This is a genomic window from Arthrobacter psychrochitiniphilus, from assembly GCF_003185915.1.
In the GTDB taxonomy this organism is placed as follows: Bacteria; Actinomycetota; Actinomycetes; order Actinomycetales; family Micrococcaceae; genus Specibacter; species Specibacter psychrochitiniphilus.
Genome location: NZ_QHLZ01000001.1, coordinates 51920 through 65990, shown reverse-complemented (window position 1 = coordinate 65990; position 14071 = coordinate 51920). Strand labels below are relative to the sequence as shown.

14 protein-coding genes are annotated in these 14071 nt (G+C 60.7%); 13 read left to right on the top strand and 1 reads right to left on the bottom strand.

Going from position 1 to position 14071, the window contains the following annotated elements; genetic code table 11:
• Window positions 1-6 precede the first annotated feature (6 nt).
• The 9 genes from dapB (at window position 7) to CVS29_RS00290 (ending at window position 9683) form a co-directional block, all read left to right on the top strand.
• Window positions 7-765 (top strand): 4-hydroxy-tetrahydrodipicolinate reductase, encoded by a 759-nt coding sequence (gene dapB / locus CVS29_RS00330; RefSeq protein ID WP_110104356.1) that lies wholly within the window; start codon window positions 7-9, stop codon window positions 763-765.
• Window positions 766-868: 103 nt separating this feature from the next.
• Entirely contained in the window at window positions 869-1258 is a 390-nt protein-coding gene (locus CVS29_RS00325) for a hypothetical protein (RefSeq protein ID WP_218868133.1), read from the top strand.
• A gap of 3 nt (window positions 1259-1261) precedes the next feature.
• On the top strand, window positions 1262-2050 hold the full coding sequence (locus CVS29_RS00320) for an alpha/beta fold hydrolase (protein WP_110104354.1): 789 nt from the start codon (window positions 1262-1264) through the stop codon (window positions 2048-2050).
• An 88-nt stretch (window positions 2051-2138) separates the two neighbouring features.
• Window positions 2139-3044, top strand: a complete 906-nt coding sequence (gene dapA, locus CVS29_RS00315) for a 4-hydroxy-tetrahydrodipicolinate synthase (protein ID WP_110104353.1) — start codon at window positions 2139-2141, stop codon at window positions 3042-3044.
• Window positions 3045-4736, top strand: coding sequence for a ribonuclease J (locus CVS29_RS00310; RefSeq protein WP_110104352.1), 1692 nt, complete (start codon window positions 3045-3047; stop codon window positions 4734-4736).
• Between the two features lie 204 nt (window positions 4737-4940).
• The gene (locus CVS29_RS00305) at window positions 4941-7880 is read left to right on the top strand and encodes an FtsK/SpoIIIE family DNA translocase (protein ID WP_110104351.1); all 2940 of its coding nucleotides are present in this window, start codon (window positions 4941-4943) and stop codon (window positions 7878-7880) included.
• A 76-nt stretch (window positions 7881-7956) separates the two neighbouring features.
• Window positions 7957-8574: a CDP-diacylglycerol--glycerol-3-phosphate 3-phosphatidyltransferase gene (gene pgsA, locus CVS29_RS00300; protein ID WP_110104350.1), complete on the top strand. Its 618-nt coding sequence runs from the start codon at window positions 7957-7959 to the stop codon at window positions 8572-8574.
• Between the two features lie 8 nt (window positions 8575-8582).
• Entirely contained in the window at window positions 8583-9095 is a 513-nt protein-coding gene (locus CVS29_RS00295; protein WP_245931985.1) for a CinA family protein, read from the top strand.
• A gap of 147 nt (window positions 9096-9242) precedes the next feature.
• The gene (locus tag CVS29_RS00290) at window positions 9243-9683 is read left to right on the top strand and encodes a helix-turn-helix domain-containing protein (RefSeq protein ID WP_110104349.1); all 441 of its coding nucleotides are present in this window, start codon (window positions 9243-9245) and stop codon (window positions 9681-9683) included.
• A 185-nt stretch (window positions 9684-9868) separates the two neighbouring features.
• On the opposite strand, the gene CVS29_RS00285 is transcribed toward CVS29_RS00290, so the two are convergent.
• The gene (locus tag CVS29_RS00285) at window positions 9869-10342 is read right to left on the bottom strand and encodes a MarR family winged helix-turn-helix transcriptional regulator (protein ID WP_110104348.1); all 474 of its coding nucleotides are present in this window, start codon (window positions 10340-10342) and stop codon (window positions 9869-9871) included.
• Window positions 10343-10413: 71 nt separating this feature from the next.
• On the opposite strand from CVS29_RS00285, the gene CVS29_RS00280 reads away from it, so the two are divergent.
• The 4 genes from CVS29_RS00280 to CVS29_RS00265 all read left to right on the top strand — a co-directional run bounded on the left by CVS29_RS00280 (window position 10414) and on the right by CVS29_RS00265 (window position 14018).
• Window positions 10414-10635, top strand: a complete 222-nt coding sequence (locus tag CVS29_RS00280; RefSeq protein ID WP_110104347.1) for a DUF3046 domain-containing protein — start codon at window positions 10414-10416, stop codon at window positions 10633-10635.
• Window positions 10636-11006: 371 nt separating this feature from the next.
• Window positions 11007-12059, top strand: a complete 1053-nt coding sequence (recA, locus tag CVS29_RS00275; protein ID WP_110104346.1) for a recombinase RecA — start codon at window positions 11007-11009, stop codon at window positions 12057-12059.
• A gap of 8 nt (window positions 12060-12067) precedes the next feature.
• Complete coding sequence (locus tag CVS29_RS00270) at window positions 12068-12595, top strand: regulatory protein RecX (protein WP_110104345.1); 528 nt, start codon at window positions 12068-12070, stop codon at window positions 12593-12595.
• Window positions 12596-12650: 55 nt separating this feature from the next.
• The gene (locus tag CVS29_RS00265) at window positions 12651-14018 is read left to right on the top strand and encodes an aggregation-promoting factor C-terminal-like domain-containing protein (protein WP_245931983.1); all 1368 of its coding nucleotides are present in this window, start codon (window positions 12651-12653) and stop codon (window positions 14016-14018) included.
• The last annotated feature ends 53 nt before the right edge of the window (window positions 14019-14071 follow it).

Here is a 14071-nt window from a genome sequence, read left to right as displayed (position 1 = left end):
AAACCCATGAGTGAAATGCTGAAGGTGGCCGTACTCGGCGCCAAAGGACGAATGGGAACGGCTGCTGTTGGCGCCATTGACGCCGCCGCGGACATGGAGTTGGTTGCCGCGCTGGGCCGCAACGATTCGCTGGAGGGGCTCCTGGAACACGGCGCCCAGGTGGTGGTGGATTTGACGGTCCCTGATTCCACCGTGGCCAACGTGCGTTTCGCCGTCGAACATGGCATCCACGCCGTGGTGGGCACCACCGGCTGGGACACCGAGCGCGTGGCTGCACTGGAGTCACTGCTGGCACAGCACCCCGAAACCGGTGTTCTGATTGCCCCCAACTTTGCGCTGGGCTCCGTCCTGGCCACCCACTTCGCCGCGAAGGCCGCCAAGTACTTCGACTCAGTGGAAATCATTGAGTTGCACCACCCGCGCAAAGTTGATGCCCCCTCCGGTACGGCCCTGCGCACAGCACAACTCGTTGCCGCGGCCCGCCGTGAGGCCGGTGTGGCGCCCGCCCCCGACGCCACTGAAACCGAGCTCGACGGCGCACGCGGAGCCTGCGTGGACGGCGTCCCCGTGCACAGCGTCCGCCTGGCCGGGCTCGTGGCCCACCAGGAAGTGCTGTTCGGTAGCCACGGCGAGGGCCTGACCATCCGCCACGACTCCTACAACCACGAATCCTTCATGCCCGGGGTGCTACTGGGTGTGCGTACTGTGGGCGCCCGCCCCGGACTCACGGTGGGCCTTGACGGCTACCTTGACCTAGAAGGCTAGGACCGTGGCACAGGCCGCAAATTCCACCGCAAAGGCTGCAAAAGTGAAAATCACGAAGACTAAAATTTGGGTGGCGCTCATTGCGCTGCTACTGGTGTTCTACATGGTCATCATGTTGCAGCGGGCCGTGCTGCTGATGGGTGATCCTGATTGGATTGCGAAGCTGCTGGGCGTGGCCTACCTGGTCATCCCCTTTGTGGCTGCCTGGGCTCTGGTCAACGAGATTCTCTTCGGTGCGCGGACCGAGAAGATGGCCAGCATCCTCGAAGCCGAAGGCGGCCTGCCCGAAGACAATCTGCCACGCACCCCAGCTGGCCGGATCGTTCGCGAAGCTGCCGACGCCGAGTTTGAAAAGTACAAGCTCGAAGCCGAAGGAGCACCGGCGGACTGGCGTTCCTGGTTCCGGCTCTCCTGCGCGTACGATGCCGCCGGTGACCGTAAGCGTGCCCGCCAGTCAATGCGGGACGCCATCGCCTTGTTCAAAAAGGCCTGAACCGTGCCATTGGCATGCAACCCGCAGGATGGAACCGAGATTTCCTGGGACTCCGTGGGGGAGGGGCCGGCGCTGCTGCTGGTCCACGGCAGCGCCCTGAGCAGGGCGATCTGGCGCGGTTTCGGCTACACCAAGGCGTTCCGCGAGCAGTACCGCGTCATCACCATGGACCTGCGCGGGCACGGCCGCAGTGGCAAGCCCACGCGGCCCTCCGACTACGCCATGGCCACGCTCGTAGCCGATGCGCTGGCTGTCCTGGATGCTGCTGGTGTGCAGCAGGCACACTTTGGTGGCTACTCGGTGGGGGCCCGGCTTGGCTTTTCCCTGGCGGTGGCCGAGCCCGGCAGGTTGCTCTCACTGGCGTCGCTGGGTGGCACCTACCGGATCCAACCTGGAACCATCGGGGAACTTTTCTTTCCCGAGTATGACGCCGCTCTCAGGGAAGGCGGCATGCCCTCCTTTGTTGAGGGGTGGGAGGCCCGCATGGGCGGGACCCTGGATCCCCAGACCCGTGCCGCGTTCCTGGCGAACAACGGCGCCTCGCTGCGGGCTTATTTTGCGCAGACGGAGGCCGATCCCGCAATTCCCGACTCCGATATGGCAGCCATCACCGTCCCAGCCCTGCTCATGGCGGGCTCCAGGGACAGCGGCAGGGTGGCGGATTCCCAACGTGCCGCGGAGCTCATGCCCCATGCCCGTTTTGTGGAACTCCCCGGACGCAGCCACGGTTCCACGCTGGTGCCGCCGGGCCCGGTGTTGGCCCACTGGCTGCCTTTTCTGGAGTCCGTGTAGGCACCATATTCCTGTGCTGGGCCACAATCGGTCCACGGGACGGGCCTGGGTTGCAAGAAAACACCCAGTAGCAGGTAACGTTTTAGCCATGTCTGTCATTGAAAAATCCCTCCGCACCTTCGGTACCTTGATGCCCGCCATGGTCACCCCCTTCACCGCCGATGGGGAAGTGGACTACAAGGCCGCTGGCGAACTGGCCAACAAGCTGGTAGACGACGGCTGCGACGGCATCCTCGTCACCGGCACCACGGGTGAAACCTCCACTCTGACCGACGAGGAAAACCTGGGCATGTTTCAGGCTGTCATTGACGCCGTGGGCGGGCGCGCACGCGTCATCGCCGGCACCGGAACTAACGACACCCGCCACTCCATCAGCCTGTCCCAGCGCGCAGCCAAATTGGACATTGACGGTTTGCTGATCGTGACCCCGTATTACAACAAGCCCAGCCAGGCCGGCATCCAGGCCCACTTTGAGGCCATTGCCAACTCCACTGAGCTGCCCGTCATGCTCTATGACATTCCCGGCCGCGCAGGTGTCCCCATCAGCACGGAAACCATCATCAAGCTGGCAGATCACCCGCGCATCACCGCGCTGAAGGACGCCAAGGCTGATTTCAGTGAAACCACCCGGGTCATGGCCAACACGGACCTCGATGTGTACTCGGGCGACGACGGGCTGACGCTGCCGCTGATGGCCGCGGGCGCCGTCGGACTTGTCAGTGTGAGCGCCCACGTGGCCGCCCCCAAGTTCCGGGCGCTCATTGATGCCGCAGCGGCCGGCGATTTCGCCACGGCCCGCCGCATCCACTTTGAACTGGACCCCGTTATCCGGGCCGCCATGGGACATGTGCAGGGCGCCGTGGCCGTCAAACAAATTCTCAAGTGGCAGGGTGTCCTGTCCAACTCGGTTGTCCGGCTGCCCTTGGTGGAGCCGGGCGAGGCCGAGATCGCCATGATCAAAGCTGACCTTGCGGAAGCTGGAATGGAAGTCTAAATGACCCAAATGACCGAGCCCGGCCTGCGGACCCCGCCCCCACTGGCGGATGGCACGTTACGGATTGTTCCGCTCGGTGGGATCGGCGAAATTGGCCGTAACATGACGGTGTTTGAGATGAACTCCAAACTGCTCATTGTGGACTGCGGCGTGCTGTTCCCGGAGGAAGACCAGCCGGGCGTGGACGTGATCCTGCCTGACTTTTCCTATATTAAGGACCGTCTTGAGGACGTTGTCGGGGTGGTGCTCACGCACGGTCACGAGGACCATATTGGTGCCGTTCCGTACCTTTTACGCCTGCGCAATGACATCCCGCTGATCGGTTCGCAGCTGACGCTGGCGTTCGTTGAGGCAAAGCTCATGGAACACCGCATCAAGCCTTACACCCTCACCGTCAAAGAAGAGCAGGTGGAGACTTTCGGGCCGTTCCAGTGCGAATTCATTGCCGTGAACCACTCCATCCCTGACGCGCTGGCCGTGTTCATCCGCACCCAGGGCGGCTCCGTGCTGCACACCGGCGATTTCAAGATGGACCAGCTTCCCCTGGATGGGCGCATCACGGACCTGCGCCACTTTGCCCGTTTGGGTGAAGAGGGCGTGGACTTGTTCCTCGTGGACTCCACCAACGCTGACGTGCCCGGCTTCACCACGAGCGAGGCCGAGATTGGGCCCACCTTGGAAGCCCTGTTCGGCAAGGCTGACAAGCGGATCATTGTGGCCAGCTTCTCCTCGCATGTGCACCGCGTGCAGCAGGTTCTCAACGCCGCCATGTTGCATGGGCGCAAGGTGGCGTTTGTGGGCCGTTCCATGGTCCGCAACATGGCCATTGCGGAAAAGCTGGGCTACCTGCACGTCCCGGCGGAGGTCATTGTGGACCTGAAAAACGTGGACAGCCTCCCCGATAATGAGGTGGTTCTGATGTCCACAGGTTCGCAGGGCGAGCCCATGGCGGCCCTGTCCCGCATGGCGAACGGGGATCACAAAATTGTTGTTGGCAAGGGCGATACCGTCATCCTGGCTTCCTCCCTGATCCCCGGCAATGAGAACGCCGTGTTCCGGATCATCAACGGCCTGCTCAAACTCGGCGCCGACGTCATCCACAAGGGCACCGCCAAGGTGCACGTGTCCGGCCATGCCGCCGCCGGCGAGCTGCTGTACTGCTACAACATCCTGACGCCCAAAAACGTGATGCCAGTGCACGGTGAAACGCGGCACCTGATCGCCAACGCCAACATTGCCATCTCTTCCGGGGTCCCGGCGCAGAACGTCTTGCTCACCGAGGACGGCTCTGTCATTGACCTCAAGGACGGCACAGCCACCATTGTTGGCCAGGTGGAGTGCGGATTCGTCTACGTTGACGGTCACAGCGTTGGCGAGATCACCGACGCCGACCTCAAGGACCGCCGCGTTCTAGGAGATGAGGGGTTCATCTCCATCATCACCGTGGTGAACCGTGCCACCGGCAAGATTGTGAGCGGGCCGGACATTCACGCCCGCGGTGTTGCCGAGGACGATTCCGTCTTTGACGAGATCAAGCCCAAGATCGCTGCAGCACTGGAGGAAGCCGTCATGGCCAGCTCCGAGCACACCACACACCAACTCCAGCAGGTGGTGCGCCGCGTGATCGGCACCTGGGTCAACCGCAAACTGCGCCGGCGCCCCATGATCATCCCGGTGGTCCTGGAAGCCTAGCCTGCCCGGAACCGTTTTTCGCGCCCGCCCCCCGCAGATGCGCCCCGTCTACCGGGCGCATCTGCGGGGGGCGGGCGCGCTTTTTTTTCGCACAGGTATAGAAGCGCGACGGCGGCTACCTGGCAACCGCTGTGCCTGCCACCACGTCCGGTTTCGAGGGCTAAATCCGGATACTTGCAGGCTTTGGCAGGTACCGTTGGAGACATGGCGACTCGTTCCACACCCGCCCGTCAGTCTTCCGGTCAACAGGGCGGCGCGTCCCCGCGCGCCCCCAAGACCACCAAGATGCCGGTGCCCCGCAAGAAAACCTCCCCTGCTGAGCCGGAGGTGACCTCGGTGTGGCCTGTGCGCATCGTTGTCTCGCTCTGGCAAGGATTGGGCCACTTGGTGGGCGGCGCCATCCGGCGCATGGGCTCGGATAAAAGCCAGATGCCAGCAGAGGAGCGCCGCGACGGCGCCGGGCTGCTGTTTATTCTTCTAGCCATTGTGATCGCCACCTTCGAATGGTGGGGTCTGAGCGGCCCAGTTGCGGACGCTGTTCGCGGCGTGACGCAGGGCACCTTCGGCTGGTTTGCGGCCCTGCTGCCCCCCATGTTCCTCATTTTTGCCGTCCTGGTGTTCCGCCAGCCCGCCAACATGGCCACCAACAATCGGGTAGCGCTGGGCTTTGCCATCATGACCCTTGCCGGCTGTGCCCTGGCACATGTGCTGGCCGGTAACCCGGACATTTCCGGAGGCTTTGCCCCTCTCAGCGCGGCTGGTGGCATGGTGGGAGCGCTCAGCGGCAGCCTCGTGGCGAAGTTGGGTTCCATCACCGCCATCATTTTCTTCTCGCTCGTAGCGTTCGCCAGCGTCCTGGTCCTGACCAATACCCCCGTACGCCACATCCCGGCCCGCCTGCGCGGTGTGTATGAAAAGCTCATGGGTGCTGTTCCTGACGGGCAGCCGCTGGGAGACGGGCACGATCAAAGCTACTTGTACCAGCATGATGATCAGGCTCAGGCTAAGAAACCACGCAACCTGCGGGCCCGGCAAAAGGCTGCTCGCGAATCAGATCTGGAGCTCCTGGGTGAGGACCCCAGCGAGGGTGCGTTTGCTACGCCACTCATAGGCACCGACGAGGACGAAAGCCAGGCTCCGGCGTCGAACGAGCCGACCGTGCGCCCCGGGGTCCGCCGGCCCACTAGGGATCAACTCGCCGCGGATAAGATCAAGGCACGCCAAGGTCTGCCCACATCAACCGAAGTGTTTGACCTCCAGCGTGATGGCAGTGAGCCTGTCACAGAAGCCATTGGCATCGTGGCAGAGAACTCACCGCGAGCACCTCGCCTGGCAACATCCGGAGCCGCCGCCGTTGGTGGCTTGTATGACGTTGACGCGGCCGTGGCACGCAGTATTCCTGCCCCGCCCCTGGCCCCGCCAACCCCCATTCCTGCGCGTTCCGAGCAACTCCAACTTTCCGGAGATGTCACGTATACGTTGCCGGAATCCGACTTCCTGCCTGCGGGCCCTCCGGGCAAGGACGCTACGGAAGCCAATGACCTGGTGGTGGCGGCACTGACCAACACCTTGCAACAGTTCAATGTTGACGCGGCCGTGACAGGGTTCAGCCGCGGTCCCACCGTGACACGCTATGAGATTGAGCTGGCGCCCGGCACCAAGGTTGAAAAGGTGACGGCGCTGAGCAAGAACATCTCCTATGCCGTGGCGTCCTCGGATGTCCGCATCCTGAGCCCCATCCCGGGCAAGAGCGCCATTGGTATTGAGATACCCAACGCGGATAAGGAAATTGTGGTCCTCGGTGACGTGCTGCGCTCAGCCAACGCGCGCCGCACCGAACACCCCATGGTCATGGGTGTGGGCAAGGACGTTGAGGGTGGCTTTGTGGTTGCCAACCTGGCTAAGATGCCCCACCTTCTCGTGGCTGGTGCCACGGGCGCCGGAAAGTCCTCCTTTGTGAACTCCATGATTGTCTCCATCCTGATGCGGGCCACCCCGGATGAAGTGCGCATGGTCATGGTGGATCCCAAGCGTGTGGAACTAACAGCCTACGAAGGCGTCCCACACCTCATCACCCCCATCATCACCAACCCGAAAAAGGCCGCAGAGGCGCTGCAGTGGGTTGTGCGTGAAATGGACCAGCGCTATGACGATCTGGCCAATTACGGCTTTAAACACATTGATGAATTCAACAAGGCTGTCAAAGCCGGAAACGTGCACCCGCCAGAAGGTTCCAAGCGTGTGGTCAAGCCCTACCCGTACCTGTTGGTGATTGTGGATGAGCTGGCGGACCTGATGATGGTTGCCCCGCGTGACGTGGAAGATTCCATTGTGCGGATCACCCAGCTGGCCCGTGCGGCTGGCATCCACCTGGTCCTGGCCACGCAGCGGCCCTCCGTGGACGTGGTCACAGGTCTGATCAAGGCCAATGTGCCCTCCCGCATGGCCTTTGCCACCTCTTCCGTGACGGATTCCCGGGTGGTCCTGGACCAGCCAGGCGCCGAGAAGCTGCTGGGACAAGGTGACGCGCTGTTCTTGCCCATGGGTAAGTCAAAGCCAGTCCGTGTCCAGGGAGCTTGGGTCACCGAAGCTGAAATCAAGGCTGTTGTTGACCACGTCAAGGGCCAGCTGAAGGCCACCTACCGTGACGATGTTGCCGTTGAGGCCCCCAAGAAGGTCATCGAGGATGACATTGGGGATGACATGGACCTGCTGATGCAGGCCACCGAACTTGTGGTCACCACCCAGTTCGGCTCCACCTCCATGCTTCAGCGCAAGCTGCGGGTGGGCTTCGCCAAGGCCGGCCGGCTCATGGACTTGCTTGAATCCCGCGGTGTGGTGGGACCCTCCGAAGGCTCCAAGGCCCGTGACGTACTGGTCAAACCGGATGACCTCGCCGAGACTCTCGCAGCCATCCGTGGGGATGAGAGCGCGCCAGGAGTTCCCGCAGCGGTGAGCTCCGAGGTGGATCCAATGATGGCTGCGCTGGCCGAAAATGCCAATGCCAACCATGCTCACGCGAATCCTTCCTGGGGAGGGGACCTGGTGGCTGATGATTTGGCAAACCGCCCCCAAACCGTGGAATACAACGATGGCGACGATGAAGACGGTGGCGAGGACGCATGGTCTTTGACAGGTCGTTAGCAGGCGCTGCAAAGACGGATGCAAGTTTCGCGGGGACGGATGCAGCCAGTTCCCAGTTTGCCGATAGCCTTATAGCGTGAGTGAAACGGTGGCGCCGCGCCCTTCGAACTGGAATCTTCCCAATGCCTTGACGCTTTTGCGCATTGTGATGGTGCCCTTCTTTATCTGGGCCTTCGTGGCCGATGGTGGTGCATACGGGCCCCTGCGCTGGTTGGCGGTGGTGCTGTTTGTGGTGGCCATTTACACTGACAAGCTCGACGGCGACATTGCCCGGGCGCGCGGGCTCATCACCAGCTTCGGTAAGATCGCGGATCCCATTGCGGATAAATTGCTGATTGGCTCAGCGCTGATCATGCTTTCCGCCACGTGCGAGCTGTGGTGGTGGGTGACCATTTTGATGCTGGTGCGTGAAGTAGGCATCACCTTGTTACGTTTCGTGGTGATTCGTTACGGCGTCATGGCGGCCTCCAAGGGTGGCAAACTCAAGACAGTCATGCAGACAGTGGCCATCTTCGTCTTCCTATTGCCGCTCACCCCGGCCAATGACTGGTTGGGAATTCTGGCACTGGTGGTGATGCTGGCAGCATTGGCTGTCACCTTGGTCACTGGCGCGGACTACCTGATTAAGGCCGGGCAGCTGGTCCGCTCTGGCCGCGGCGGCAACGGAAAAACAAGCAACACGGCACAAGGCTAAGGCGCTCTGTGACGGAGCAGGCTCTTCACTTTGGCCGCGTAGATCTTGCCCTGCTGGTGACCAGGGCTGTGGCAAAGAAATTGACGGTGGGCACGGCCGAGTCCTTGACCGCAGGCATGGTGGCGGCGGTTCTGGCTCAAGTTCCGGGCGCATCCGCCGTGCTGCAGGGCGGGGTCATCGCCTATCAAAACAAGGTCAAGGAGAAGCTGCTGGGGGTTTCCCCTGTGCTTCTTACCCGCAATGGGGCCGTTGACCCCCACGTAGCGTCAGAGATGGCCTTAGGTGCTTGCGCCGCTGTGGGGGCGCGGGTGGGCATTTCCACTACGGGTGTGGCCGGACCGGAACCTCACCAGGGCAAGCCAGTGGGGCAGGTCTTCGTTGGGGTGGCGCTTGACGGAGTGGCCCGGGCACGTGAATTTCACTTTGTTGGAGACCGTGAGTCCATCAGGAACCAGGCCACCGAGGCCGCCCTCATGATGCTCCTTGAGAGCATTGAAGAGTCTCGGGAACAAAACTTGTGACCAGATAGTTAGTCATGATGAAGCCCAAATGCTCTCCTTCCCTCTAGGATGGGAACACCAAGGCGACAAAGCGGCTCACGGTGAAAGCTTTCACTGGGGACCGCACCCTTAAATTGTAGTGATTGATCTAGGAGTTAGGCGATACCGATGGTGAAACAACCCGTATCCGTAAACGGCGTCGTGCGCTGGCGGGATGTGGGTTTGGCGGACGCAAAACCACATCAGCAGAAGGAGCGCAAAATGGTGGTATTACGCCACGAAATTGGCGATGTTCTTCGTGATGTACGTCAACGTCAAGGCCGCACGCTCCGCGAAGTCTCACACAACGCACGTGTTTCTCTGGGCTACCTCAGCGAAGTGGAGCGCGGACAGAAGGAAGCATCTTCTGAACTGCTTTCCTCCATTTGCTCAGCCCTTGAGGTCCCTTTGTCGCTCATGCTGCGTGAAGTGAGTGACCGTTTGGCCATTGCCGAAGGCGTGGCCGTCCCTGACACTGTTCCCCAGGAATTTGCTGCACGCTATGGACGCGACTTGAACGAGGAACTCTCAGACGAGCTCAATAAGGGCTTGATGTCCGGCGCCTTTTAGCGCTTGTTGTCCACAGTGGGCAGGCGTGCAAGAAACCGGTCTTACCAAAAGGTAAGGCCGGTTTCTTGTTCCTCAGCTGCAGTTCCCCTAAGCGGCTCTTTGAGAACAGTTTTTAGAAGTCTGGGCGCTGTGGCTGGGCTCGCCCTTGCGGATGTGTCTGTGCTCAGCGGGTGTTTAGTAGCAGCTCAACGGCCGTATTCGGCATTGAGTTTAGCCACTAGCCGGGCTAGATCGGCAAGTTCGCGTTCGTCCCACCCGGCAAGCTGCTCATGAAATGCGCGTTGCCGGCCGGCATGCACCGAACGCATCTTCTCCAGCCCGGCCGGAGTCAACTCGATGAGTTGCGCGCGGCCATCCAGGGGATCGGATTCCTTGGCCACAAGCCCAATCGAGACAAGAAAAGCAATCTGGCGGCTGACGGAGGGTTTGCCCACTCCAATGCGTTTGGCGAGCTCCGTTAGTCGCATGCCGCCTTGATGATGCAGTACGGAGAGCAGGCCGTAGGCCGCGGGCTCCAGATCTGGATGCACGCTACGGGTGAGCTGGTGGTTGATGGCCCTGGCCCTGCGCCAGAGCAGGCTCAGCTGGGCGTCAAGGAGCTCAACGGCAGCGAGCTTTTCGTCGCTTACCTCAATGCCGTGCTCGGCAGGACTTGTCATAGCTCAAGTCTAAGTGAGCCTGTGGCAAATAGCGGTCCTTCAGCTGATAAGGACATGCGAGAATAGGGGGCGTGAGAGTTAGTGAATTTTGGCGATTGATGGATGATGAATTCAGCCCCTCCTATTCCAGGGTGCTTGCCCAGGATCTGGTCTTGGCTGGTGTGGGTGGAAACACCGCAAGCGCCGCGTTGCGTGCCGGGTATGATCCCAAGGACATCTGGCAGGAGGTCTGCAAGGTCCAGGATGTTCCGCGCTCACGGTGGCTCGGTCGGGACATTGCACCCAAAGATTAGCTGTTGCGGCCCGGAAAAGATGCCGCATTGAGTTACCCAAGTTCAACGACACGCCAAAAACATCGAATATCTATTCGAACAGCCGTATACTAAATGAGTAATGGCCCGTGGAGGAAGCAAATTAAGTTCTCCACAATTTTGACTCTGGTGCACCATGACGGCAGACAATGTCAGTGCCTTGAACTAGCGTTTTAGGTGTGGAGCAGATTCGCTAGCTCCGCAACCTTCACAGGAGGCCGGGAAACCGGCAGAGAAGTACAAGTGTCCAGCAGTTCGCCAGGCACTGACCGCATCAACCACTGACCGTGGACCTCGCTCACAGCGCGGTCCAGGGGGCCGGAAACGGCGCAAAGGAAAGACCGAGGTGAATCATGGCCGCTCCCGCAGACCGTGACAAAGCGCTGGCAGCAGCATTGGCCCAAATTGATAAGCAATTTGGCAAGGGTTCTGTCATGCGCTTGGGTGATGATGTCCGTGCACCCATTGAAGTGATCCCCACCGGGTCCATTGCCTTGGATGTGGCCCTGGGTATAGGCGGGCTGCCCCGCGGACGAGTCGTCGAGATTTATGGTCCGGAATCTTCCGGTAAGACCACCCTGGCACTGCATGCTGTTGCCAGCGCACAGAAACTTGGCGGCCTTGCAGCGTTCATTGACGCCGAGCACGCCCTTGATCCTGATTATGCCGCCAAGCTAGGTGTGGACACTGATGCTTTGCTTGTCTCTCAGCCGGATACCGGTGAGCAGGCGCTGGAGATCATGGACATGTTGATTGGTTCTGGTTCCTTGGACGTCATTGTCATTGACTCCGTTGCCGCGTTGGTACCCCGCGCCGAAATTGAAGGCGATATGGGAGATAGTCACGTGGGCCTGCAGGCCCGTTTGATGAGCCAGGCCCTGCGTAAGATCACAGGTCGCCTGAGCCAGACCAAGACCACAGCCATTTTCATCAACCAGTTGCGTGAAAAGATCGGTGTCTTCTTCGGCAGCCCTGAGACCACTACCGGTGGTAAGGCGCTGAAATTCTACGCCTCCATCCGCATCGATGTTCGCCGCATCCAAACTTTGAAGGAAGGCGCGGACGCCGTCGGTAACCGCACCAAGGCAAAAGTGGTGAAGAACAAGATGGCACCGCCCTTCAAGATCGCCGAATTTGACATCATCTATGGTGTCGGTATTTCACGTGAAGGCGGCATCATTGACATGGGTGTTGAGCACGGCATCATCCGCAAGTCGGGTTCCTGGTACACCTATGACGGCGATCAGCTGGGACAGGGCATGGAGAACTCCCGTCGGTTCCTCAAAGACAACCCCGAGCTTGCCGATGAGCTGGAGCGGTTGATCAAGGCCAAGCTGGGAGTGGGTGTTACTGCGGAAACCGAGGTTGAGGCTGCGCCCAAGCTCAAGGCAGTGGACGGCTTCTAGGCTCACCCATGAACACCGCACGTCGCGGGCCAGAACTGGTAGCTGACGCCAACCCGGCGTCGGCTGCCAGATCCATTGTGCTGCGCCAACTCACGCACTCGCCCAAAAGCCGTTTCCAGCTCAGTCAAAAGCTGGCCGAACGCGACATTCCCCAAGATGTAGCGGATGCTGTGCTTGACCGCTTCGAAGCCGTCAAGCTCATTGATGATGGAGAGTTTGCCCAGGAATGGGTGCGCACCCGGTCCCTGTATAAATCGCTGGCACGGGGTGCGTTGCGCCGAGAACTGGCCGAGAAGGGCATCGATGAGCATCTTGCCGAGACCGCTCTTGAACAAATTGACGATGCCACAGAACGTGACCAGGCGCGCGAACTGGTGCGCAAGAAGCTCCGCCCGTCCAACAATCTGGAGGATCGGGCTGAGCGTGATAAATACACAAGGCGATGGGTGGCCATGCTTGCCAGAAAAGGATTTAACCCTTCCCTGGCCTATCAAATTGTGGCTGAAGTCATTGACGAAAGCCTCACGGAGGGCTGACTCAAAGCTGCGCTTGCATTCATAGTTGAGCCGGTACCCGCTATGCTGGCGGCATATGCGTAATCACAATCCAACCCTGCGCCAAATCCTTGCCGTTGCTTTGACGGGAGGGCTATTGCTCGTCACCGGCGTCACAGCCGGACCTGCGCTGGGACAAGAGGGGCCGCCGTCGGGCTTCCCCAGCTGGGAGGATGTGCAAGCTGCCAAGGGCAACGAGGCCGCCACCGCGGCCGAGGTGTCCAAGATCGGAGGGTTGCTGGACTCGTTGGAAAATGAGGCAACAAGCCTCAGTGAATCCGCCGTTGGTGCTGGTGCCACGTTGGCCCTGACCCAACGCAAACTAAATGCCGCTGTTGCCGAGGTTGATGTTCTCAACGCTCAGGCTAACCGTGCTTCCGTGGACGCCGCTAAATACAAGAAGGACGCGGTGGCTGTTGCCGTGCAAAGCTACAAAAACGGTGGCACCGGCTTGGGACTCTTTGCCAGCGTGGCAGCGCTGGAATCGCCGGAGAGCCTAAACGGCGTTGAATTAATGCAGCAGGTGGGGGAGAAGGCAGCTCGGAAGCAAACCAAGGCCTTAGAGTCACAAGCTGCAGCAACGGCGCTGGAGAAGACTCGTAAGGCCGCGCAGGAAGTACAAGCTCTTTTAACCACTGAGGCCCGGGCTGCCAGTGACGCCGCCGTGGCCGCACACTCCGCCGTGGTTACACAACTCAATGCCAAAGAAGAGCAAAGCGCCACACTCACGGCCCAGTTGGCTTCCTTGAATAACACCACGGTCGCCAAAGAAGCCCAATACCGGCAAGGGCAGGAAGCCCAAGCTGCGTACTATCAGGCCCAAGAAGCCAAGCGCCAAGCTGCCGAGACCGCTGAAGCCCTGCGGCGGGCAGAAGCCGAACGTGAGGCGGCACGGCACCCGCACAAGCCCTCACGTCCTCAAGTTGTGCCCAATCCCGTGGTGCCACCCGCCAATCCCGCACCTGGACCCGCCAAGCCTGCCCCCAAGCCCGTGCCCGCCAACCCTGTACCTAACCCCGTCCCTGCCAAGCCTGTGCCAGGAGGTGGCTATATTCCCGTTGAGGTGCTGCTGCCCAATATTCCGGGCGGTGCTGTCAATGACCCTGCCGGTGCCAAAGCCTATGCTTCCTCCCGTATGGGCGGTTTTGGGTGGGCGCAGAGCGAATTCAACTGCCTGAACCTGTTATGGGAACGCGAATCCAATTGGCGCACCAACGCCACCAACCCCTACAGCGGGGCGTATGGAATTGCTCAAGCGTTGCCGCCAGGAAAATATGCTGCGGCAGGATCGGACTGGCTCAGCAATTACCGTACCCAGATTGAATGGGGCTTGGGCTACATTAAAAATCGCTACGGCTCACCGTGCGGGGCCTGGAACCATTCCCAAAGCGTCGGCTGGTACTAACCGAGCACGTGCCGGGTTCCGCCGGTTTAGCTCTTCTATGGCCGTTGGACTTA